This is a genomic window from Mycobacterium sp. 852002-10029_SCH5224772, from assembly GCF_001667315.1.
GTDB lineage: Bacteria > Actinomycetota > Actinomycetes > Mycobacteriales > Mycobacteriaceae > Mycobacterium.
This window is the reverse complement of sequence record NZ_LZHT01000034.1, coordinates 34,141-57,246: the sequence shown is the minus strand read 5'-3', so window position 1 is coordinate 57,246 and position 23,106 is coordinate 34,141. Positions and strand designations below refer to the sequence as shown.

General features: G+C 68.0%; 21 protein-coding genes. 9 read left to right on the top strand and 12 right to left on the bottom strand.

Going from position 1 to position 23,106, the window contains the following annotated elements; all coding sequences use genetic code 11:
* The first annotated feature begins 5 nt into the window (after nt 1-5).
* Together A5775_RS07865 and A5775_RS07860 are read left to right on the top strand one after the other, a co-directional pair.
* Nucleotides 6-1,943, top strand: a complete 1,938-nt coding sequence (locus A5775_RS07865) for an NAD(P)/FAD-dependent oxidoreductase (protein WP_067250246.1) — start codon at nt 6-8, stop codon at nt 1,941-1,943.
* Nucleotides 1,940-2,827 (top strand): SDR family oxidoreductase, encoded by an 888-nt coding sequence (locus tag A5775_RS07860; protein ID WP_067250243.1) that lies wholly within the window; start codon nt 1,940-1,942, stop codon nt 2,825-2,827. The genes A5775_RS07865 and A5775_RS07860 overlap by 4 nt, the downstream gene beginning before the upstream one ends.
* Here A5775_RS07860 and A5775_RS07855 read toward each other — a convergent pair.
* A complete protein-coding gene (locus A5775_RS07855; RefSeq protein WP_067250241.1) occupies nt 2,824-3,450 on the bottom strand; it encodes a Dabb family protein in 627 nt (208 codons plus the stop codon). The two genes, A5775_RS07860 and A5775_RS07855, sit on opposite strands and share 4 nt — an antisense overlap.
* Nucleotides 3,443-3,790, bottom strand: a complete 348-nt coding sequence (locus tag A5775_RS07850; RefSeq protein WP_067250288.1) for a hypothetical protein — start codon at nt 3,788-3,790, stop codon at nt 3,443-3,445. Before A5775_RS07850 ends, A5775_RS07855 begins: the two co-directional genes overlap by 8 nt.
* Before the next feature lie 99 nt (nt 3,791-3,889).
* Between A5775_RS07850 and A5775_RS07845 the strand changes: the two genes are divergently transcribed.
* Entirely contained in the window at nt 3,890-5,119 is a 1,230-nt protein-coding gene (locus A5775_RS07845) for an NADH:flavin oxidoreductase (RefSeq protein ID WP_067250238.1), read from the top strand.
* On the opposite strand, the gene A5775_RS07840 is transcribed toward A5775_RS07845, so the two are convergent.
* From A5775_RS07840 to A5775_RS07815, 6 genes are all read right to left on the bottom strand, one after another.
* The gene (locus tag A5775_RS07840) at nt 5,105-6,028 is read right to left on the bottom strand and encodes an alpha/beta hydrolase (RefSeq protein WP_067250236.1); all 924 of its coding nucleotides are present in this window, start codon (nt 6,026-6,028) and stop codon (nt 5,105-5,107) included. The two genes, A5775_RS07845 and A5775_RS07840, sit on opposite strands and share 15 nt — an antisense overlap.
* Nucleotides 6,025-6,834, bottom strand: a complete 810-nt coding sequence (locus A5775_RS07835) for an IclR family transcriptional regulator (RefSeq protein ID WP_067250233.1) — start codon at nt 6,832-6,834, stop codon at nt 6,025-6,027. Before A5775_RS07835 ends, A5775_RS07840 begins: the two co-directional genes overlap by 4 nt.
* A gap of 152 nt (nt 6,835-6,986) precedes the next feature.
* Nucleotides 6,987-8,453, bottom strand: a complete 1,467-nt coding sequence (locus A5775_RS07830; protein WP_156660610.1) for an FAD-dependent oxidoreductase — start codon at nt 8,451-8,453, stop codon at nt 6,987-6,989.
* The gene (gene bphC / locus A5775_RS07825) at nt 8,450-9,358 is read right to left on the bottom strand and encodes a biphenyl-2,3-diol 1,2-dioxygenase (protein WP_067250227.1); all 909 of its coding nucleotides are present in this window, start codon (nt 9,356-9,358) and stop codon (nt 8,450-8,452) included. The genes A5775_RS07830 and bphC overlap by 4 nt, the downstream gene beginning before the upstream one ends.
* A 17-nt stretch (nt 9,359-9,375) precedes the next feature.
* Complete coding sequence (locus tag A5775_RS07820) at nt 9,376-10,560, bottom strand: acyl-CoA dehydrogenase family protein (RefSeq protein WP_067250225.1); 1,185 nt, start codon at nt 10,558-10,560, stop codon at nt 9,376-9,378.
* A gap of 91 nt (nt 10,561-10,651) precedes the next feature.
* Nucleotides 10,652-10,930, bottom strand: a complete 279-nt coding sequence (locus A5775_RS07815) for a 2Fe-2S iron-sulfur cluster binding domain-containing protein (RefSeq protein ID WP_067250285.1) — start codon at nt 10,928-10,930, stop codon at nt 10,652-10,654.
* Nucleotides 10,931-11,059: 129 nt separating this feature from the next.
* Here A5775_RS07815 and A5775_RS07810 point away from each other — a divergent pair, with 129 nt between their 5' ends.
* Genes A5775_RS07810 through A5775_RS07795 form a run of 4 tightly spaced genes read left to right on the top strand, consistent with a single transcriptional unit; the run spans nt 11,060 to nt 14,823 of the window.
* A complete protein-coding gene (locus A5775_RS07810; protein ID WP_067250222.1) occupies nt 11,060-12,670 on the top strand; it encodes an NAD(P)/FAD-dependent oxidoreductase in 1,611 nt (536 codons plus the stop codon).
* Nucleotides 12,667-13,482 (top strand): mycofactocin-coupled SDR family oxidoreductase, encoded by an 816-nt coding sequence (locus tag A5775_RS07805; RefSeq protein ID WP_067250219.1) that lies wholly within the window; start codon nt 12,667-12,669, stop codon nt 13,480-13,482. Before A5775_RS07810 ends, A5775_RS07805 begins: the two co-directional genes overlap by 4 nt.
* Nucleotides 13,479-14,324: a mycofactocin-coupled SDR family oxidoreductase gene (locus tag A5775_RS07800; protein WP_067250217.1), complete on the top strand. Its 846-nt coding sequence runs from the start codon at nt 13,479-13,481 to the stop codon at nt 14,322-14,324. The genes A5775_RS07805 and A5775_RS07800 overlap by 4 nt, the downstream gene beginning before the upstream one ends.
* A 10-nt stretch (nt 14,325-14,334) precedes the next feature.
* Nucleotides 14,335-14,823, top strand: coding sequence for a nuclear transport factor 2 family protein (locus tag A5775_RS07795; RefSeq protein WP_067250214.1), 489 nt, complete (start codon nt 14,335-14,337; stop codon nt 14,821-14,823).
* 17 nt (nt 14,824-14,840) lie between these two features.
* Here the strand turns inward: A5775_RS07795 and A5775_RS07790 are convergent, their stop codons facing one another.
* From A5775_RS07790 to A5775_RS07775, 4 genes are all read right to left on the bottom strand, one after another.
* Nucleotides 14,841-15,719: an alpha/beta fold hydrolase gene (locus A5775_RS07790; protein ID WP_067250211.1), complete on the bottom strand. Its 879-nt coding sequence runs from the start codon at nt 15,717-15,719 to the stop codon at nt 14,841-14,843.
* A 62-nt stretch (nt 15,720-15,781) separates the two neighbouring features.
* The gene (locus A5775_RS07785; protein ID WP_067250208.1) at nt 15,782-17,176 is read right to left on the bottom strand and encodes a wax ester/triacylglycerol synthase family O-acyltransferase; all 1,395 of its coding nucleotides are present in this window, start codon (nt 17,174-17,176) and stop codon (nt 15,782-15,784) included.
* A gap of 300 nt (nt 17,177-17,476) precedes the next feature.
* Nucleotides 17,477-17,917 (bottom strand): nuclear transport factor 2 family protein, encoded by a 441-nt coding sequence (locus A5775_RS07780; RefSeq protein ID WP_067250204.1) that lies wholly within the window; start codon nt 17,915-17,917, stop codon nt 17,477-17,479.
* A gap of 229 nt (nt 17,918-18,146) precedes the next feature.
* A complete protein-coding gene (locus tag A5775_RS07775; protein WP_067250200.1) occupies nt 18,147-18,992 on the bottom strand; it encodes an SDR family NAD(P)-dependent oxidoreductase in 846 nt (281 codons plus the stop codon).
* Nucleotides 18,993-19,187: 195 nt separating this feature from the next.
* Between A5775_RS07775 and A5775_RS07770 the strand changes: the two genes are divergently transcribed.
* Both A5775_RS07770 and A5775_RS07765 read left to right on the top strand, forming a co-directional pair.
* Nucleotides 19,188-20,243 (top strand): alpha/beta hydrolase, encoded by a 1,056-nt coding sequence (locus A5775_RS07770; RefSeq protein ID WP_197512420.1) that lies wholly within the window; start codon nt 19,188-19,190, stop codon nt 20,241-20,243.
* A 161-nt stretch (nt 20,244-20,404) separates the two neighbouring features.
* Nucleotides 20,405-23,101 carry an ATP-binding cassette domain-containing protein gene (locus tag A5775_RS07765; protein WP_197512418.1) on the top strand — a complete coding sequence of 899 codons (2,697 nt, stop codon included), beginning with the start codon at nt 20,405-20,407 and terminating at the stop codon, nt 23,099-23,101.
* Nucleotides 23,102-23,106 lie beyond the last annotated feature (5 nt).

Sequence of the window (23,106 nt, the reverse complement as noted above, 5' to 3'; positions counted from 1 at the left end):
TGGGCATGAGCACTGGCGTCCCCATCACGACCGAGACCGCCGGATGGGCGGGTGCGGATCCCGCAGACGTCGACGAACTGCGGGCCAACCTGCGTCAGGCGGATCCCGGGGTGCTGGTCGCCGTCCTGGCGCAATTGACCGGCGATCCGGCGGTGGTTGACCGGTTCGCGCCGCGAATCACCTATGTGCCAGACCCGCCGGAGCAGGCCGGCGCCACCGACCCGGTGACGGCCGCGCGGCTCATCGAGGAGATCGTCGCTGCGCTGCGGGAGCCGCGCCGGGCGGACGCGGTGCCCGCCGACGACCTGGACCTCTTCACACGTGTCGCCCCCGTCGCGCTCGGGGGAGAGATCGGCCCCGAATATCTCCAACTCCTGCTCGAGCAAGGCGGATTCCAGCCTTCGCAACCGGTGCTACCGCGCACCGCGAAGCTTCCCGCGGACTTCCGGGTTGTCATCATCGGCGCGGGCATCGCCGGGATCACCGCCGCCCTTGCGTGTGCGGAGGCCGGCATCGACTACCAGATCGTCGAGCGAAACGACGAGGTCGGCGGCACCTGGTACACCACCACCTATCCCGGCATCGGGGTGGACACGCCGTCGGCGTACTACTCGTTGTCACGCGACATCAACGGCGACTGGTCGAGCTACTACCCGCAGGGTGCGGAGTACCAGGCATACCTGGTGTCGGTGGCGGACAAGAACGGTCTGCGCAGGCACACGCGGTTCGGTACCGAGGTGGAAGCCTTGTGGTGGGAGGAGCAGCGCCAGCAGTGGCAGATCCACTCGGTCGCCCCCGACGGAACGCGCGACGTCAGTTACGCGAATGTGGTGATCCCGGCCGCCGGATATCTCAACCGGCCGCGTTGGCCGGATCTGCCTGGCCGCGAGACGTTCTCGGGGACTTCCCTCCATTCCGCGCGGTGGGATCGGACGCTGGACCTCACGGGCAGGCGGGTCGCGATCATCGGAGCCGGCTGCACCGCGGTCCAGATCGTCGACGCGTGCGTCGACCAGGTCGCGCACTTGACCGTTTTCCAACGCCAGCCGCACTGGGTCGCGCCGCGACGGCGGGCATCCGACGATGTTCCCGCCTACCGGCGCTGGCTGGGCACCCGGCTGCCGTACTACGCCAATTGGGTTCGACTCAAGTCCTATTGGGGGACATCGGACAACAACTATCCGGTGATCCTGCACGACGAGCAGTGGGCGGCCGAGCATCTGTCGATCTCGCCGGCCAACGACGTGCTGCTGCAGATGTGCCTCGATTACATCGATCGCGTGTTCGGTGCGGGCAGCGAACTCGCCCGCAAGATCACGCCCGACTTCGCTCCCTACGGCAAGCGGATCATCCGCGATCCCGGCGGCTACTACGCCGCGCTGGCCCGTGAGCACGTCGACGTCGAGGCCAGTGAGCCGGCCTTGGTCAACGAGGCCGGAATCGTGACGGAGGACGGCAGGCAGATCGACCTCGACGTCATAGTCTACGCGACGGGCTATTACCTGGATTTCCTTTCCACCGTGGACATTCGGGGCCGCGGCGGCAAGAAATTGGCCGAGGAATGGGGCGACTCCCCCCGGGCCTACCGCGGCGGGATGGTGCCGGGATTCCCGAACCTGTTCATTTCCTCTGCCCCGAATTACAGTCCGGGACACGGCGCGGGGCACAACTTCGGTGTCGAAGTGATGGTGCACTACGTGATGGAATGCCTGCAGTTGATGGCGCTGCGCAAGGCCGCCAGCATGGAGGTGACGCAGCGCGCCTACGAGGACTACGTCGACCGCATCGATGCGACCATGGCCGGCACCGTATGGCGCCACACCCCATCGGCGCACACCTACTATCGCTCGGGCGGCCGGATCGTGATCGCCTTCCCGTACCGCCTGGTCGACTTTTGGCGCGACCATCGCGCCCCGGTCGAAGAGGATCTGAAGCTTCGATGAGCCGGTTACTCTCGGGCAAAACAGCTTTGGTTACCGGTAGCAGCCGCGGTATCGGCCGTGCCATTGCGCAGCGACTGGCGGCCGAGGGCGCCACGGTGGCGGTCACGGCGCGATCGCACACACCCTCGTTATCGGCGCGGGCCGGAACGACCACCGCCCTGCCCGGCACCATCGGCGAAACGGTGGAGCTGATCGAGGCCGCCGGTGGTTCGGCGTTCGGTATTGCGAGCGACCTGGAGGATGCGCGGCAGCGTGACAGTCTGGTCGATGCGGTCCTGGCCCGCACCGGACGCATCGACATCCTGGTCAACAATGCCGGTTTCGCCGACTACTCGTTGGTCGAGGACATGAGTTTGGAAACATTCGACCGCACCGTGGAGCACTACCTGCGGGTTCCGTTCGTGCTGACGAAATCGGCCGTGCCGCACATGCGTGACCGGGGGGCGGGCTGGATTGTCAACATCGGTTCCGTCACGGGCGTGGCCCCGGTCCGGCCGTACCGGGAATACAACAAGACATCCGGCGACGTGATCTATGCGTCCCTGAAAGCCGCCCTGCACCGGTTCACCCAGGGCGTGGCCGCCGAGCTGCTGGACGCCAACATCGCGGTGAATTGCGTCGGCCCGTCAACGGCGGTCCGCACACCCGGTGCCGCGCAGCTGATCCCGGATTCGTTCCCGACCGAACCGGTCGAGTACCTGGCCGAGACCGTGCTGGCGATGTGTCATGTACCCGCCGAGGAGCGCACGGGATTGGTCGCCTTCAGCCTGCATTACCCGTGGTCGCAGCAGCTACCGGTGCATAGCCTGGACGGTACCGAATTGCTGCCCCCGTTAGAGCCGCCGGCGACTGCCAATCCGAACGTTCTGCCCGCCGGCGTCTAGACCAGCACCGGGTCGGCGATGGCGCAGAAGCTGTGGCACACCCGGTCGCGGATGATCACGTCCGTGGTCTCCGGGTCGAACCAGCGGTCCACCACCGCCCAGTGGACAGGGTGCATCAGGTAGGGCCCCATCAGCGCCTCGACGTCGGCGAACTCCTGCTCGAATACGTGCGTCCACGAGGAGGTTCCGACCGCCGCCGACACCCGGCTCAGCTGCCAGGCCCGGATCGTCGGTAGATACCGCGGCATCGAAGACAGCTCGCGCTCGAACCGGGTGAGGGTGTCCTCGGGTGTGCCTGGCTGCACACGCAACAGCAGCGCCCGGTAGACCGTGCCAGGTTTGTCGCCGGTGCGAACGGGGGCGCCCGCATAGCCCACGCCATTGACCCTGCCCACCGAGGGGTCGACGAGTACCGCGGCGAGATCATCTGTCGCTCGGTCACATTGGGCCTTGGTGGCGAACCGCAGATGCACCAGAATATCGCCCCCGTTGCGCGAGCCGGGCAGGGTCGGTTGCACCACCTGGCGCAGCGGCGCCGCCGCACCGGCGGCCCTGCGCAACTCGTCGAGAATCCGGTCGTGGTCGACCCCGGCGACGTCGACGAGTCGCGTGAGGTTATACATCGCACAGTCCGTCTACGTCATCGGCCGCCGCGGCAAAAGACCGCGACCGCTCGGTCACCAATTCGTCGGTCCGCGACCACCATTCGCCCAGCGCCGGATCCGGCCGGCCTTTCCAGGTCATCTCCCACCACGCTTGTGCACCGGGCAGGGTCCAGGTCGCCGTGATGACGTTGGTGTCGTCGTCGAACCAGATCGGTGGGCTCACCAGAATGTCGCGCAGCGTCATACCCCGTGCCCGCGCTCCTGGGGCGTATTCGGCGAGGTAGGCGTCGACGAATCGGCGAGCACATCCGGGTCGCGTCACCACCCGGTCGATCACGAAGACTTCGCCGTCGGCCATGAGCCGACCGTAGGACAGGCCGGGGACGCGGCGGCGGCGGCTCCCGACCACCGGGAACCTACCGTTGACGATCTCCGGATGCGGGACAAGGGTCGCCGCATGAGCGCAGCGCCGTCCGACCCGTTCGCCCCCGCTGTCCTGGGGCCGGTGACATTGCGTAACCGGGTGATCAAGGCCGCGACGTCGGAAGGCCGATCGCCGCGTGGCCTGGTTACCGAAGATCTGATCGACTTCCATCGCGCCTTTGCCCGGGGTGGCGTCGGCATGACGACCGTCGCCTACTGCTGCGTGTCGCCCGAGGGAGCCAGCGCGCCCGGGCAGATCGTGATGAGCGAGGCGGCCGTTCCGGGGCTCCGGAAGCTGACCGACGCGGTCCACCGCGAGGGTGCGGCGATCGCGGCCCAGCTGGGTCACGCGGGCGTGGTGGCGCAGAAGAAGCTGACCGGAGTCACTCCGGTGGCGCCGAGCAGGTTCATCAACCCCGCTTCCATGGGTTACTGCCGCGAGATCACCCGCGCCGAGATCGCCCGGGTGATCGACCAATTCGGCGCGGCCGCCCGGGTGGCCGCCGACACGGGCTTCGACGCGGTCGAACTGCATTTCGGTCACCTGTACCTGCCGAGCTCGTTTTTGAGTCCCTTGATCAACCGGCGCAAGGATGAATACGGCGGTGACATCGACAACCGGTCACGGTTCTGCCGCGAGATCGCCCGGCGCGTGCGCGACGAGGTCGGTGACCGCGTCGCGGTGACCGCCAAGCTCGATATGGACGACGGAGTACCCGGTAGCATCTGGGTTGACGAGGCGTTGCGTACCGCCGCGCTGCTCGACGCCGACGCTGTGCTGGATGCGATCGAATTGACCCAGGGCTCTTCGGTGTTCAAGCCTATGTACCTGTTCCGTGGTGATGTCCCGGTCAAGGAATTCGCGCAGGTCATGCCGCAGCCCATGCGCACCGGGATCCGCCTCATCGGGAAATGGGCGATGGGCGACTACCCCTACCACGACCTCTACATGCTGGAGAATGCCCGCCAGTTCGTCCCGGTCATGCGCAACACCAAGCTGATCCTGTTGGGCGGCATCACCAACCGCGAGCACGTGGAGACCGGTATGCGCGAAGGCTTCGATTTTGTCGCGATGGGGCGGGCACTGCTGCGCGAACCGGACCTGGTCTCCAGGATGATCGCCGATCCCGCAACACGCAGTCGGTGCACTCACAACAACAAGTGCATGGTCACCGTCTTCGGGCGGACCCACTGCGTGCTGGATCCGGACCAGCGCTACGGTGCGGCAGAAGCACTGCGCACCAACGAATTACCGTTGCAGTAGATCGGCCAGGGCCGCGCTCGCCGCTGTGCGCGCCCGGTGCGCGATGTCGAGCATCGGCATCGTCATGAACCCGTGGATGCCGCCGTCGTAACGGAGTTGCGCGGTGGGCACGCCGGCCGCCTCGAGCGCAGCGCCGAAGGCTAATCCCTCGTCGCGCAGTGGATCGTGGCCGGCGACCACCACCACGGCGGGCGGCAGCCCGCGTAGGTCGGCGTTCAGCGGTGTGGCGTACGGGTGCGCGCGGTCCTCGAACGATGGCACGTAGCAATCCCAATACCACTGCAGCGCCGGCTTCGGGTTGTAGTAGCCCTGCCCGAAGAGCCGGTAGGACTCGGTGTCGAAGTCGGCCGCGATCACCGGGTAGAGCAGCAGTTGGGCGGCCGGCGTCGGGCCGCCGCGGTCGCGGGCCATCACCGCGGTCACCGCGGCCAGGTTGCCTCCGGCGCTGTCGCCGCCCACCACCAGACGCCTGGGATCGGCCCCGAGAGCTGCGGCGTTGTCGTAGGCCCAGCACGTCACGGCGTACACGTCCTCGGCGGCGGCCGGCCAGGAGTTCTCCGGAGCCAACCGATAGTCGACCGAAACAACAACGGCGGGAACAAGGTTGGCGATGTTACGGCATAGCTCGTCGTGGCTGTCCAGATCGCAGAATACGAACCCGCCGCCGTGGGCGTACACCAGCAGGGGGAGCGGCCCCACGGCCTCAGGCCGGTATACGCGGACGGGGATCGGAGCGCCCTGACCCTCGACCGAGCGATCGTCGACCTCGGCGATGGGTTCGGGCTGCGCCGGCGGCACCAACCTGGATCGGATGAGCGCTCGTGCCTCGGCGCCGCTCATCTCCTGAACCGGTGGGAACCCGCCATCCAATTGCTCGATGATCGCAGCGATCTGCGGGTCGAGGCTCACGCGTACTGCAGCGCGGGCCGCGCCGGCCGCAACGGACGCAACGGCTGCAGCGTCGGCGCCACCCGCTGCGGTCCGTCTTCGACGTTGCGCCAGATGCCCATCGCCGTCATGCGCACCGGGGCGGCCAGGCGTTGATCGAACATCATGCGATTCATCGGGCCGCATACCGACACCGCGGCCATGACTTTCTGGGTCTCACCGGTGCCGCCGATCGGCGCTGCGACGCAACCGAATCCGAGCAGCGACTCCTCACGCTCGAAGGCGACGCCATGGGCGCGCACCTTCGCCAGTTCGACGGCGAGTTGGGTGCCGCTGGAGATCGAGTACTTCGTCTGACGCACCCGCAGGTCGAGTTCGGGCTCACCGTCGCAGTAGGCCAGGATCGCCTTGCCGACGGCCGTACAGTGGGCGGGCTGACGAGCGCCCACGCGCGTGGGGATCCTGTGGTCGCCGACCTTGTCGAGGTAGACGACGTCGGCACCGTCCAGGACCGCGAGGTGCACGACAAGCCCGGTGGCGCGGTGCAATTCGCCAAGCAGGGGGGCGGCCGCGCGCACCAGCCGATCCTGGTGCACGGCAAGCGAACCCAGCTCGACGAGTCGCATGCCAAGCTCGTAGTCGCGGCCACTGCGGCGCAGCCAGCGCAGCTGAACCAGGCGCTCGAGCATCCGGTGCGCCGAGGAGCGCGGCAGGCCGGTGCGCCGCACGATCTGGGCCAGCGTCAGCCGTCCGGGGCCGTCGAATGCGTCCAGGACCAGCGAGATGCGGTCGATGACCGCGGTGGGGGTTTCGACAGGCGCCGGCATAAGTCCTCCTGGCTGGCATATTCCTATTAGGAATATAGTTCTAGCACATGACTGTGGCCGCTGTCACATAGCACGCCAACATTGCCGAGCAGACGCAAAAGCACCCGACACGTCGTGCGTGCGGGTGCTTTACGTCTGCTCGCGAGAGAAGCTCAGCCCTTGGCCGCCGAGCGCCCGGCGCGGCGGCCGTAGAAGCTGCCGTCACCCAGCGAGACGCCGCTGGCGTAACCCCACGCGGCCAGCCCGGCGGTGCAGCGGCCGGCGGCGAAGAGCCCGGGGATGGGCGCGCCGCTGACGTGCAGCACCTCGGCGTCCAGCGTGGTGGCGAGCCCGCCCAGGGTGAAGCCGCCGGTGTTTTCCCGCAGGTCGATCGCGCCGACCGGGGAGCCGATCGGCTTGATCCACTCGGGCTTCTTGTGCAGCAGCGGATCCTCGCCGCGCGCGGCGCCTTCGTTGTAGGCGGCCACGGTGGCCTGCAGCGAACCGGGTGGCAGGCCCATGTCGCGTTCCAGGTCGGCGACGCTGTCGGCCACCCAGGTCGCCGGTCGCAGCATCAGCTTCGGCGACCACGAGGCCTCCGCCTCCTCCTGCGCGTCACCGTCGATGATCAGATACGCGACGTTGTCCTGCTGGTACAGGGTGAGCTGCCCGATCCGGCCCGGGTAGGTGTCCTCGGCGACGTAGCGCTGACCCCGGCCATTGACCAGGATGCCGCGCACCAGCTGCTGGGGGTCGACGAAGATCGCGACCTCGGTGGCGTCCATGTGCGCCAGATCGGCGCCCAGCGCCTGCGCCATCCGGATGGCCTGCCCGTCGTGCTGCTCGATCGACGCGGCCGGCCGCCCCGCGATGCGCGGCGCGTAACGCGCCACCATCGCGTCGTTGTAGGCGAAGCTGCCCGTGGCGAGCACGACTCCGTGGCGGGCCCGGACCGCTATGTCGTTTCCGTATTGCCGGGCGCAGATGCCCACCACCCGGCCGCCGGATTCGGTGATCAGCCGCTGCACCCGCACGTCGTAGAGCGCTCGGGCGCCGGCGGCGGTGGCGGTTTCGACGAGCGGCTTCATCAGCATGTAGCCGGCGCTGGCCTCGCCCTGCTTCTTGTTCTGCATCTGCGGGACGTGCCCGCGCGGGGCGGGGGAGGCGATCGTGTTGAACGGGTAAGAGTTTTCGCCGCCGCTGTACATCAGCCCCTGATCGCCCATGGGCTCCCACCCGGGCTCGGCGAAGAACTCAGCCTTGAACGGCACGCCGCAGCCGACCAGCCAGTCGAAGTGGGCGACGCTGCCGGCGCAGTAGTCGGCGATCCTGTTCTCGTCGGCCCCGGGCCCCATCGCCACATTGAGGAATGCCGCCATGTTGTCGACGGAATCGCTGAAACCGCAAGCGTTTTGCAGTGCCGTGCCACCGCCGAGGTAGATGAATCCGCCGGCCATCGATGCTGCGCCGCCCCAGGAGCCGGTGCGCTCCAGCACCAGGACGTCGGCGCCGGACCGGGCCGCTTCCACGGCCGCCGCGGCGCCCGCGATCCCATAGCCGGCGATGACGACGTCGGCCTCGGCGTCCCACGAAGTGATCGAGGACGCCGCCACCGGCGTCACGTCCGATTCGGGCGTCACAGGCGCATCGCCGCGGGCATCTCGCCGACCCACTGGTGGCCCCAGTAGCTGTCGGCGGTGATTTCCTCTGCGGTGTAATAGGTTTCGTCGACCCGCATCCCGTCGGTGCCGAATTCGATGTCCCAGTCGCCGGGGGCGCGGACATAGAACGAGACCATCTTGTCGTTGGTGTGCCGACCGAGGGTGGACGAGAGTTGGAACCCCTCGGCGTTGACCCGGTCCAGCGCCTGCCCGACGGCGTCGAGGGTGTCGACCTCGACCATGATGTGGACCAGGCGCGGGTCGCGCTGGTGTGCGGCGGGGACGATCGCCAGGCTGTGGTGGCGCTCGTTGATGCCCAGGAACCGAACCCGCACCGGGCCAAACTCTTTGGGCAGCGGCACCCGGAAAGCGCCGCGGGCGCGGAAACCCAGCACCTCGGTGTAGAAATCGAACAGCCCGTTGGGATCGGTGGCGGGCACCACCACGTGGCCCAGGCCCTGGTCGCCGGTGACGAATCGCGCGCCGAACGGCGTGACGACGGGGCTGTGGTCGAGCACCGCGCCGTGGAACACCTCGAGCGTGGTGCCGGCGGGGTCCTCGAACGTGATCACCTCTTCGACGCGGCGGGCCTCGGCCTCGTCGGTGGAGAGCTGCTTGTATGCCACGCCGGCGCCGTCGAGGGCGGCCTGCACGCGCCGCAATGCCGAGTGGTCGCGCACTTCCCAGCCAATGGTCAGCACCCGGTCGGTCTCGCCGGGCACCACGATGAGACGGGCCGCGCGCTCGTCCATCCGCAGATACAGCGCCGACGGGTCGGGGCCCTTACCCTCGGCGAAACCCAGCACCCCGAAGGCGAACTGCCGCCAACGGTCGATGTCGTTGGTCGAAATGGTGATGTAGCCCAGGCTTTTCAGGTCGCTCACGTCTGGAGTTCTCCGGCTCAGATCAGGGCCCGCAGCGGGCCGTCGGGCGGGTCGATGCCGATCGAACTCAGCGCCGCCGCGTGATAGGTGGTGCCGGGCACGTGGATGGCGTGCATCTGACCGACGTGCACGTCACGCCAATACCGTTGCAGCGGTTTGTCCATCCGGGCCGCGTTGCCGCCGGAGCGGGCGAAGATCTCGTCGACAGCCGAGACCGCGCGCCACACCGCGCGAACCTGGGTGCGGCGCCCGGCAGCGCGGTCGGCGAACGACACCTCTTTGCCGGCCGCGACCATGTCGTAGATGCGGTCGGCGTTGGCCAGTAGCTCCTGGCGGGCCGCGTTGATGTCGGCGGCGGCCTCGCCGATCGCGTGCATCACGTAGGGATCATCCTTGATCGCGGTCCCGGTGGCACCCACCCGGCCCCGTTGGTAATCCAGGTGCGCGGCCAGCGCGCCCTCGGCGATGCCGATGGTGGCCGCCGAAATGCCGAGCGGGAACATCGTCGACCACGGCATCAGGTACAGCGGCTCGGTCATGCCGGCCTCGCGCTGGGCGGTGCCGTCCATCACCTTCGCCGCGTCCATCGTCCGGTAGCTCGGGACGAACGCGTCTTTGACGATGACGTCCTTGGAGCCGGTTCCGCGCAGCCCCACCACATTCCACGAGTCCTCGACGATCTCGTAGTCCTTGCGCGGCAGGATCATGTGCAGCATCTGGGGCGGCATCAACGGAATGCCCTTGTCGTCGCCGAGCATGGCCCCCAGGATGATCCAGTCGCAATGGTCGGTGCCCGAACTGAACTGCCAGCGGCCGTTGAACAGGTAGCCGCCGTCGACGGGTTTGGCCACGCCCTGCGGCGCATACGGGGAGGCCATCCAGGTGTCGACGTCGTCGGCCCAGATCTCCGCGGCGACCTTCGGGTCCGCATAGGCGAGCTGGTAGGGATGCACCCCCACCACGCCGACGATCCACCCGGCCGCCGGATCCAGCGCCGCGGTGGCCATCGTCGTCTCCGCGAACTCACGCGGATGGACCTCGAAGCCCTGATATTGCTTGGTCTGCAGCAGCCGGATCAGGCCGGCGCCCTTCATCAGCTTGACGGTGTCGTCGGTGAGCCGGCCGAGTTGTTCGGCTTCCGCGGCCTGATCGCGCAACTGATCGGCTATCGCCACTACCCGGTCGATTACCCGCTCGCTCATGTTTTCGTCCTAACCTGTGGGTGCCTAGTAATGGTCTACCGCAGTCCCGGCCCGTCCCAAAGGAAATCCCGATGAGCGGACACCGTGGGCGTCAAAATTCGACGTGAACTTCGGTGCCGGCCGGCCTCGCCTGACAGGCCAGAATCAGGCCCTCCTCGAGATCGCCGGCGTCCAACACCTCGCAGGGGGCCATGTCGACGTGGCCCGCGACCACGGTCGCCACGCACGAGCCGCAGCGGCCTTCCCGGCACGAGTGGGGCACGGCGATCCCCGCCTCGAGCAATGTCTCGACCAGTGTTTGACCGTGGGGCCAGCGCAAACGATGCCGTTGACCGTCCAATTCGACTTCGACGTGCGCGACTTGGGGCATGCGCCGATCGTGGGTGATGACGGCGACACAGTGCGCCCGCGTGCCCGGTGGTCGGGAAAACTCGCCGCCAGCGTCCGGTGACCGGGAGCGGGAGCGGTCCGCGCCGTCGCAGGGCTTACCGTGAATGCTGTGAACGATCCCGGCCAACAGGCTCTCGATGTCGTCGTGGTCGGCGCGGGGTTCGCCGGCCTGTACGCCCTGCACAAGCTGCGCGACCGGGGCCTGACGGTGCGAGTGCTGGAAGCCGCCCCCGAAATCGGCGGCACCTGGTACTACAACCGGTATCCCGGCGCGCGCTGCGACGTCGAGAGCGTCGACTACTGCTATTCGTTCGCCGACGAACTACAGCAGGAATGGAACTGGACCGAGCGCTACGCCACCCAGGCCGAGATCCTCGCGTATCTGAACTGGGTCGCCGACAAACTCGATTTGCGCCGCGACATTGCGCTGAGCACCCGCGTGGTCTCCGCGGCGCTCGACGAGACGACGCTGCGCTGGACGGTCACCACCGATACCGGGCAGACGATCTCGGCGCGGTTCTGTGTCATGGCAACCGGGCCGTTGTCGGCCGCGCTGACCCCGGACTTCGACGGCCTCGACACCTTTGCGGGCGAGATCTACCACACCGCGCAATGGCCGCACGATCCCGTCGACTTCACCGGTAAGCGGGTGGCCGTCATCGGCACCGGATCCTCCGGCATTCAATCGATCCCGGTCATCGCCGAACGGGCCGCGCACCTCTACGTCTTTCAGCGCACACCCAATTACAGCGTCCCGGCGGGTAACAGACCGCTGTCGCCCGACGAGCTCCGCGATCTCAAGGCCGGCTACGCGCAGCGACGCGCGCTGTCGTGGCGCAGTGGCGGCGGCTCACCGCACATCACCGCCCCGAAGCCAACCATGCAGTTCACGCCCGAGGAGCGGCGCGCGGCCTTCGAAAAGCGTTGGCAGCTGGGCGGTGTGCTGTTCTCGAAAACGTTCCCGGACCAGATGACCGATCTGGAGGCCAACGAAGAAGCCCGCAGATTCTACGAAGCGAAAGTCCGCGCGATCATCGACGATCCGGCCGTCGCCGACTTGCTGATTCCCAACGACCACCCGATCGGTACCAAGCGAATCTGCACCGACAGCAACTACTTTCAGACCTTCAACCGCCCGAACGTGTCGCTGATCAGCGTGCGCGCCACCCCGATCGAATCCGTCGACGCCACCGGGATCAACACCACCGAAGCTCGCTACGACGTCGACATGATCGTGTTGGCAACGGGTTTCGACGCGATGACCGGAGCTCTGGGCCGGATCGATATCGTCGGACGCCGGGGCACCGCCCTGCGCGACGACTGGGCGCACGGGCCCCGCACATATCTGGGACTGGGCGTCGACGGCTTCCCGAATCTGTTCTTGATCTCGGGCCCGGGAGCCCCCGCCGTGCTGGCGAACATGGTGCTGCACGCCGAAGCCCAGGTGAACTGGATCGACGATGCCATCGCGTTCCTCGACGACCACGGTTACGCCGCAATCGAAGCCACCGTCGACAGCGTGGACGCCTGGGGCGTCGAATGTGCCCGCCGGGCCGAGACGACGCTGTTCACCAAGGCGAACTCCTGGTACATGGGCGCGAACGTGCCGGGAAAGCCACGGGGTTTCATGCTGTTCGTCGGGGGCTTCGCGACCTACAACGACATCTGCGCCGAGGTCGCCGACGACGGCTACCGGGGCTTCGATCTCATCGAACGATGACCGGGCTGCTGGACAAGGTCGTCGTCGTCACCGGGGCCGCCAAAGGAACCGGGCGGGTGCATTGTCAGCGCTTCGCCGACGAGGGCGCCGATGTGATCGCGCTCGACTCGCCCGCGGCGGCCGACGAATTGCGCGACACCGCAGAGAACGTCGCCGATCGCGGCCGGCGTTGCGTAACCGGGCTGGCCGATGTCACAGATCTGGGGGCCGTGACCGCCGCCATCGATGCCGGCGTCGCCGAGCTGGGCCGCCTCGACGTCATCGTCGCCAACGCCGGCGTCCACCTGCCGGGTGCGCCGTCGTGGGAACTGGACCCGCAGGTGTGGCAGCGCACGCTGGACATCAATCTCACCGGCGTCTGGCATACCGTGCGGGCGGGCGTGCCGCACATGCGTGACCGCGACGGCGACACCGGCGGCTCGGTCGTCATCATCAGCTCCACGAGCGGGATCCGCGGCCTGCCCAACACCGCCCACTACACCGCCAGCAAGCACGCGGTGGTGGGGCTGGCGCGCACGCTGGCCAACGAACTGGGGCCGCGCGGCATCCGGGTCAATACCGTGCACCCAGGACCGGTCGCGACCCCAATGGTGCTCAACGAGGCCACCTTTCGGCGGCTACGGCCGGACCTGGAAAACCCCACGGAGGCCGACGCCGCCGAGGTGCTGCGGGCCCGTAACCTGCTTCCGGTGCCGTGGGTCGAGCCCGTCGACATCGCCAACGCCGTGCTGTTCCTGGCCTCCGACGAGGCCCGCTACATCACCGGCACCCAGCTCGTCGTCGATGCCGGTCTGACCCAGAAGACCACGTGAGCGGCGCGCGAACCGGGCGGCTGGCGGGCAAGGTCGCCCTGATCACCGGCGCGGCGCGGGGGATCGGTCGCGCGCAGGCGGTGCGGTTCGCTCAGGAGGGCGCCGACATCGTGGCACTGGACGCGTGCGGCCCGATCGACACGGTGATCATCCCGCACAGCACGCCGGACGACCTCGACACCACCGCGACGTTGGTCGGCGAGGCCGGTGGACGGGTGCACGCCGAAATCGTCGACGTCCGTGATCTCGCCGGCATGCAGGCCGCCACCGACCGCGGAGCGGCACGGTTCGGCGGACTGGACGTGGTGTGCGCGACCGCGGGGATCACATCGCGCGGCATGGCGGTCGAGCTGGACGAAACCGCCTGGCGCACCATGCTGGACGTCAACCTCACCGGGGTGTGGCACACCTGCCGCGCCGGCGGGCCCCACCTCATTGCGCGCGGCGCAGGAGCGATGGTTTTGACGAGCTCCATCGCCGGACTGCGCGGGCTGGTCGGCGTCGCGCATTACACGGCCGCCAAGCACGGCACGGTCGGCCTGATGCGCTCGCTGGCCAGTGAGCTTGCACCACACCACGTTCGGGTCAACTGCATCAACCCCACCAACGTCGACACACCGATGATCCAGAACGACGTCGTCAGCAGTGCCTTCCGGCCCGATCTGGACCGGCCGCCCACGCGAGCCGAATTCGCCGACGCCGCCCGCTCGATGAACATGCTTGCGGTGCCGTGGATCGACGCGGTCGACGTCGCCAACGCCGCGCTGTTTCTGGCCTCCGACGAGGCGCGCTACATCACCGCGATCACCCTGCCCGTCGACGCGGGCGCCACCCAGCGATGAGGAGAACACCATGACCGCCGTCGACGAACTGCTGGTCCGGCTGCGCCGGCTCGAGGACGAACGCGACATCGCCCGGTTGATTGCGTCCTACGGTCCGGCGGTCGATGCCGGCGATGCCGACGCCACCGCCGGCCTGTGGGCAAGTGAGGGCAGCTACGACGTCGACGGCTGGCGCATGGACGGCCGGGCCGCAGTGCACGCGATGATCGGCTCGGATGCTCACCAGAAGCTGGTGGCCAAGGGGTGCTGCCACTTTCTGGGGCCCTGCGTGGTGACGGTCGACGGTGATGAGGCGGTGGCGGTGTGCGAGTCCGTCGTCCTGGTCCGCCTCGCCTGCGAAAAGGAGGGCTACCGCGTATGGCGCTGCACCGCAAACCATTTCGCACTGCAGCGGATTGACGGTCAGTGGCGGATCGGCGCGCGCACCAGCCGGGTGCTCGACGGTAACCCCGACGCGCACGCACTGTTGACGAAAGGCCTTGCGGGCGCCCGCTATTGATTGAGAGCGGCGACCCGTTAGCCGCGCGAGAGAAACGCCAGCACGGTGCTTTCGAACGCCTCCTTGGCCTCGATCATCGCCCAGTGCCCCGAGTTGGGGAAGATGTGCAGTTCCGCGTTGGGAATGGTGCGCATCGGGATGAGGGCCATATCGGGCGGGCTCACCCTGTCGTCTCGACCCCAGGTCAGCAGGGTGGGCGCGGTGAGCTTGTGCATGACCGCCCACGGCAGCGGCCGGTCAGAGGCGTTCAGCGCGGCATTCATCGCGCCGAACGCCGCCTTGCCGTACATCCGTCGCGCCGCGGCCAGGGTGTCGGGGTCGGTGGCCAGCTGCCAGCGCTCCTCGATCAGCTGCTCGGTGACCAGCCCTTGGTCGTAGACCATCGATTTGAGCCAGTCCACGAGGCGCTGCCGCGTCGGGTCCTCGACGAATTCCTGCAGCAGCCGGATGCCCTCGCTGGGGCTGGGGCTGAAGATGTTGGTGCCGATTCCGCCGATGGTCACCAGCCGACCGACGCGATCGGGATTGTGGGTGGCGAAGTTGATGCCCACACCGCCGCCCATCGAGTTCCCGACGATGTGCACCTTGTCGACCCCGAGCTCATCCAAGAATGGCGAGACGGTGCCGAACGCGGTGACCATCGGGTGGCCGCCGAAGTCGTCGCTGACCCCGAACCCGGGAAATTCCAGGATCAGGCAGCGGAACCGCTCGGCGAAGGTCGGCAGCACCCCGCGAAAGTTGCGCCACCCCGTGACGCCGGGCCCCGAGCCGTGCAGGAACAGCAGCACCGGGCCGGAGTCGGGGCCCCCGGTGTCGTAATAGCGCAAAGCGCCTTTTTCCGTGCTGATTTCACGCAGGTCTTGCTCCGCGAGAGTCTGTCCAGAAGTGTCTGCCACGGATGTCACCCTGCCATGCCGCGGCGCCGAGAGCAGACGGGGTTCCGCTGAACGGGTCGCCGTCAGGTTCGCCCGCGAACCGGTGGGCTGGAGTTCATCAGCTCCTTGAGGGCGACGGGGAATCCGTCGGCCAGGTCCCACAGGTCGGGGACGAGGTCGGGGCAGGAAACGATGCCGACGCCGAGCCGGCCGCCCAGTGACATCACGGTGATGTTCAGCGCGGCGCCGGCGATGATCGGACCGAGCGGATACATCGCGTCGAGCCGGCAACCCAGGAAGTAGAGCTGGTCTCGGGGCCCGGCCACGTTCGACATCACCAGGTTGTGCGGTGGTCTCTCGGGCAGCCGGATGCGGGGCAGCAGTTTCATCGCGGCGCCGAAGATGGTCTGGCCGGTCACTTGGGTCCAGTCATGCAGCAGGGTCGCGCCCATCGCGGCGGCGTGCTCCTTGGCCGCGGTGTTCCCGTCGGTGATGCGGGTAAGGCGTTCGACGGGGTCGTCGATGTGGGTTTCGAGCCGGCACAGCATCCAGCTGGTCTGGTTGCGGCCCGGCCGACCGGACTTGCCGTGCACGGACACCGGCACGCTGGCGACCATCGGGATGTCCGGCAGGGCATCGCGGTCGGACAAGAACTGCCGTAACGCTCCGGCGCACATCGCGGTCACCACGTCGTTGACGGTTACGCCGAACCGTCGTTTGACGGTTTTGACGTCGCCGAGGTCCACGCTGGTCAATGCGACGTTGCGGCGCCGGGTGAAACGGCCGTTGAATGCCGTGGGCGGGGCCGCGAACGGGGCCGCCATCGTATGGCCGCCGCCGCGCGCGCGCAGCAGCGTCTGCGCCAGTGTCAGCGCCGTTGCCGGCACGACCCTGGCCAGGCGCCACGGCCGCAACGCCGCCCCGATCAGCCCGCCGGCGGCGATCCGTAGTGGATTCTCCGCGCCGGTGCGGGCGGCCGGTTCCGGCGGCGGGCTTTCGGGCTCGGCGCCGCACAACTGTGAGAGCAGCTTGGCCCCGCCCACGCCATCGATCACCGCGTGATGGACTTTGAGGACGACGGACAGCGCCTCGCCGCCGCGCAGGCCTTCGATCACCCACATTTCCCACAGCGGACGATCGCGGTCGAGTGCCAGCCCGGCGACGTGGCCGCAGAATTCCGCTAATTCCTGGGGTCCGCCGGGCGATGGCAGGGCGACGCGATGAACGTGACGAGTGAGATCGAATCGGTCGTCGTCCACCCACACCGGATGGTCGAAGTTCAGTTGGTTGTCGGCCAGCTTGAGGCGGAATTCCGGCACGGCGTCCAGCCGCGCCGCCAGGGCCGCACGAAAACGCGTGAAGCTATAGCCGCCGGGCATGGTCGTGGGGTCGAGCTCCAGAACGCAGCAAACATTCACCGGCTGCGTCGGTGACTCGAGGTACAAAAAGAACGCGTCGAGACCGCTGAGTCGTTGCATATTTGCTCGTTTCCTGTGCGCGGCCCTGACCGCTGGTCACTTGACCATTGGTCATCCCCGGGACTCTTGAGTGGACGCACCGGTGGGGTGACCGCAACCTGTTGGTGTGACACTTGTCTGTAGCCGCTGGGGGGCTTGCGGCAAACATTTCGCCGGTACATTGAACGAAATCGCCACCTCGTGGTCGCTCGCCGCGACCCACCGGTTCCCACTGGCGACGCGATCGCTGCCCCGGTGCGAGACGAAAAGCCCACGCGGCCATGGGTTTTGACGGGGCCGTCACGGGGCGGTCCCGCAGGGCTACCGGGCCATCGCCGAATCCGGCGCTGCCCAGTCGGTCGACACCTGGCGGTGCTTGATCAGCCAGGTGCCATCCTCGGGCACCAGGATGTCCCGGTAGCGGCCGCAATGGTCGAGCCCGATGTGGGTGACGACGGTGAAGTACGATTTGACGCGCGCCTGGCCGGGCGCCAGTTCGGTGAACAACACATTCGCGACGTTATGGCGCACAATCGGTTTGACGCCGAGGCCGACGTCGACGGCCACCTTTGCGGTGACACCGCCCAGGAACTCCGCGATCGCCGATCGCCCGCGCAATGGGTCTGACCCGCGTATCTCGAGGACACCGTCCGGGCAGAACGTCTCCACGAGGCCGTCGAGCGCACCCGCGTCGCCGGACCAGTTGTAGCGTGCCAAGGTGTCGCGGATTTGCTCACGGGCCACCAGCTCCCACATTTCCACTGTTACGGCTCCTCTCGCCGGCGCACCGGAGCGCAGCGATATCGGGTCAACAGCGTAGCCGACACGCCAGAATCATCCCCGTGCCGGTATCGTCAGGGCATTCCAAATACCCTGAACGGCAAAGCAATTAAGCAAGACCGTGCCCGGATGATGTGACGACTGTCAATGATCAAGCCAGATTCCAACCCGCACAAGCGCTTTGAGGGCGGCCGCGGTTTACCAAACACCCTCAGGGGTCGACTGGCCGATTCGTCCACTCGCGGCCCGGCCGGCGTGACGAGCGGAACCACCCGCCGGCCGCGCCGGTTCCGCCGTCGGTCGCAATGGTGTGCCCCGTGACGAACGACGACAGGTCCGAGGCTAGAAACAAGACCACCCGGGCCTGATCCTCGGGCACGCCCATCCGCCCGACCGGCACCCACTGCGGCCATTGCGTCTGCTCCTCGGGCGAAAGCCATTGCGAGTAGGGCACTTGCAGGGATTCGGTGACGTCGGGGGCGATCGCGTTGACCCGCACGCCGTGGTTGCCCACTTGGACCGCGAGGCTGCGGGTGAATCCGATCAGCGCGGCCTTGAAGGCGGCATACACCGGATCCTCCGGGTAGCCGCGCAGCCCCTCGACCGACGAGACGTTCACAATCGCCCCGGCGTGCCGGTCCACCATGGCGGGCAGGAACGCCTGGGTGAGCAGGAAAACGTGGTGCAGGTTGATTTGGTACAGCTCATCCCAGAGCTGCGGGTCGGTGTCGACGAAGTTTCCGGGGTGGCGCAACCAGTGGCCCACGTTGTTGACCAGCACGTCGACCCGGCCATATCCGTCCAGCACGGTGCGGGCCAGGCGGGCGACCTCAGCGGCGACTCGGACATCGGTGACGACCGCCCGCGCGGATCCACCCGATGCCGTGATCGCGGCCGCGGTCGTCTGGGCGAGCTCGCCGTCGATATCGGCGATGACGACGTGCGCACCGTGGCGGGCGAAGAGCCGCGCGGTGGCCGCGCCAATGCCGCCGCCGCCGCCCGTCACGACCGCCACCCGGTCGGCCAGCAACGGGTCGGGGTGCTCTGCGTGTGTCATCGCTCATATCTTGGGCCACCCGGCGAGCCGGGCCACAGCCGGTCCCGCCGATATCAGGCCGCGCGGCCACCGCGATCGCAGTGAGCAAGTGTTACCCATCTCGGGGGCCAGCAAACGTGACGTACGCCATATTTGCTGCGTGCTGGATCGACCGGTACCGGGGGTACCCGGTGTCCACTTAGGAGTTGATGACACATGGTGAGCACAATCGATCCGGTCCGCATATTGCCGAGCGCGGCGACGACGCGGCGCATCCATCATCGCCATAGCCCGCAGTCGGTTGCTGTGTCCCTCGCCAGCCGCCTGATCGTGAAGAACGCGGTCCGGGCCTGGGCGGTGACGCCGAACCTGCATTGGCCCTTCGAGTACGTCGACAGCCTTGCGGGATTGTTTCCACGTGTCGGATCGGCGGCGAACACCGAATCGGTGCGGCTCGAGCACTGTGCCGCGGAGTGGATTCGCGCCCCAGGCGTCTCGGGGGAGCGGGCGATCCTGTATCTGCACGGCGGCGCGTTCCTCACGTGCGGCCTCAACACGCATCGCTCGATGGTGACCCGCTTGTCCAAAGAGGCCGACGCCGCCGTGCTCACCGTTGCGTACCGGAAGTTGCCCGCGCATCAGATCAGCGATGCCATCGACGATGGGATCAGCGGCCTGCGGTGGCTGCAGGATCGCGGCTACGACGGCGACCGGGTTGTCGTGGCCGGCGACTCGGCCGGCGGGTACCTGGCCTTTATGACCACGTTGTTGGCGATCAGTGAGGACGTGATGGAGCCGGCCGGGGTGGCGACCATCTCACCGTTCACCGACGCGGACCCGGTGCGAAAGCTCAAGCACCGCAACGCGCGCAAGTGCTCGATGTTCACCCGCCGGGCGTTCTCGATGTTCGCTCGGTTCCTCGGCGAAGCACAGGTCGTGGAAGGCCGGGGCGAATCCACGGTCGCCTCACCGGTGGATGCCGACCTGTCCGCGTTGCCGCCGGTCACAATCCACGCGAGCTCGGACGAATTGTTGCTCGCCGACGCCGAGCTGATGGCAAAGCGCCTGGAAGCCAGCGGGATCCGGTGCGATCTGCACCTGTGGGACGGGCAAATCCACGACTTCCCGTTGGCCGCCGACATCTTGCCGGAGGGCAGGCGGGCCATCAAATATCTGGGGGATTTCGTCAAAGACGTCACCCCGCTGGGGAACAAGGCCCGCAGCAAGGCCCGGAGCGTGCGCAGCCTGCGCGGCGCCGCGGCCGCAGGCTGAAGCGATCGAAAGTAATTGCATTGCAGGGTGATTCGGGGGACGCGCGCTCCATTCATTCCCGCCGACCTCGGTTTTTTGCCGCCGTTGGTTGCCGGCCCAATGCGATACCCGGGGATGCACGCCGCGCCTGAGTCGCCGCGCTGCCGTTACAGTTGGTCCTGATGAGCCCACCAGCCCCGCCTGCGTTGACCGTGCGGTATGACGGATCCGAGCGCACTTTCGCGGCAGGCAACGACGTGGTGATCGGGCGTGACCTTCGGGCCGACGTCCGGGTCGCCCACCCCCTGATCTCCCGCACCCACCTCATCGTGAGGTACGACCAGGGCCGGTGGATCGCCCTCGACAACGGCAGCCTCAACGGCCTTTACGTGAACAGCCGCCGCGTCCCGGTCATCGACATCCAGGATGGCCTGCGCGTCAACGTCGGTAATCCGGACGGCCCGGCGCTGAGCTTCGAAGTCGGCCGCCACCAGGGTTCGGCCGGGCGGCCGCCGCTGACGACGTCGGTGCCTATCGTCAGCGTGCCCAGCGGGTCCATGGTGGGGGCGCCGCAGGGCCCGCCGACCAGCACGCAGCGTTCCGCCCAGCCTCAGCCGCCGGTGTCGGCCTCGTTTCGGCACCCGGTGCATCCGCCCACCGCCGCGCAGCCGAGCCCCCCGTCGAGCGGACCCGTCCCGAGTCAGCCACCCAGCGGGGCGACCCCGAGCTATCCGTCCGGCCCGCAACCCCGCTATCCGACCAGCGGCCCGCTGGCCGCGCCGCCCAGCGCACCGCAGCCCGCGCCGCAGATCTACCGGGCGCCGTCGATGCACGCGGCCCCGCCCACCACCGCGCAGCCGGCGGCGTCGCAAACCGGCCGCATCGGCGGCGACTCGTCGCTCATCGCGACGTCGATGATGAAGATCCTGCGGCCCGGCAAGGCCGGACTGGAGTCGACACCGGGGGCGGTCACGATCGGCCGCGCCAACGACAACGACATCGTCATCCCCGAGGTCCTGGCATCACGCCACCACGCCACGCTGATCCCGACAGCCGACGGCACCGTGATCCATGACAACCGCAGCATCAACGGCACATTCGTCAACGGCGTCCGGGTCGATTCGGCCGCGCTGCGCGACGGCGACGTCGTCACGATCGGCAACATCGACCTCGTCTTCGCCGGCGGCGCCCTGGCCCGCCGCGACCAGACGGCGACGGCGACGCGTACCGGCGGCCTCGACGCGCGCGGGGTGACCTGGACGATCGAGAACAACAAGACGCTGCTGGACAACATCTCGCTGACCGCCCTGCCCGGGACGCTGACGGCGATCATCGGACCGTCCGGAGCCGGCAAATCGACGTTCGCCCGGCTGGTCGCGGGGTACACGCACCCCACCACGGGCACGGTGTCGTTCGAGGGCCACAACGTGCACGCCGAGTACGCCTCGTTGCGCAGCCGAATCGGGATGGTGCCGCAGGACGACGTGGTGCACGGTCAGCTGACCGTGCAGCAGGCGCTGATGTACGCCGCCGAGCTGCGCCTGCCCCCGGACACCACGAAGGACGACCGCGCCCAGGTGGTGGCCCGGGTGCTCGAGGAACTCGAGATGACCCAGCACCTGCACACGCGGGTCGACAAGCTGTCCGGCGGCCAGCGCAAGCGCGCGTCGGTGGCGCTGGAGTTGCTCACCGGACCGTCGCTGCTGATCCTCGACGAGCCGACGTCCGGCCTGGACCCGGCGCTGGACCGGCAGGTGATGACCATGCTGCGACAGCTGGCCGACGCCGGCCGGGTGGTGCTCGTGGTCACCCACTCGCTGACCTACCTGGACGTCTGCGATCAGGTTCTACTGCTCGCACCCGGCGGCAAGACGGCGTTCTGCGGGCCGCCCAACCAGATCGGTGCCGCCATGGGCACCACCAACTGGGCCGACATCTTCAGCACCGTCGCCAGCGATCCCGACGGATCGCGGGCGCGCTACCTGGCCCGGACGGGCCCGCCCCCGGCGCCGCCGCCGGCGGAGAAACCCGCCGAACTCGGCGATCCGGCACACACCAGCCTGTTCCGGCAGTTCTCCACGATCGCCAGGCGTCAGATGCGGTTGATCATCTCGGACCGCGGCTATTTCGTGTTCCTGGCGTTGCTGCCATTCATCATGGGGTCGCTGTCGATGTCGGTGCCCGGCGATGTCGGCTTCGGCATCCCGAACCCGATGGGAGCGGCACCCAACGAGCCGGGGCAGATCCTGGTGCTGCTGAATGTCGGCGCGGTGTTCATGGGCACCGCGCTCACCATCCGCGACCTCATCGGGGAGCGCGCGATCTTCCTGCGCGAGCAGGCGGTCGGCCTGTCCACGTCGGCGTATCTGTTGGCGAAGGTCTGCGTCTACACGGTCTTCGCGATCGTGCAGTCGGCGATCGTGAGCGTTATCGCGGTGCTGGGCAAGGGCGCGCCGACCCAGGGGGCGGTGGCGCTGGGCAAGCCCGGTCTGGAGTTGTTCGTCGACGTCGCGCTGACGTGTGTCGCCTCCGCCATGCTGGGGTTGGCGCTCTCGGCCGTCGCCAAGTCCAACGAGCAGATCATGCCCCTGCTGGTGGTGGCGGTGATGTCGCAGCTGGTGTTCTCCGGCGGGATGATCCCGGTGACCGGCCGGGTGGGGCTGGATCAGATGGCGTGGGCCACGCCCGCCCGATGGGGATTCGCGGCGTCGGCGTCCACGGCCGACCTGACCAGACTGGTGCCGGGCCCGCTGACCCCGAAGGATTCGCACTGGCAGCACACGCCGGCGGCCTGGTGGTTCGACGTCGGCATGCTGGTGCTCATCAGCGCGGTCTATCTGGGTTTTGTGCGCTTCAAGATTCGCCTCAAGGGCGGCTGATCGCT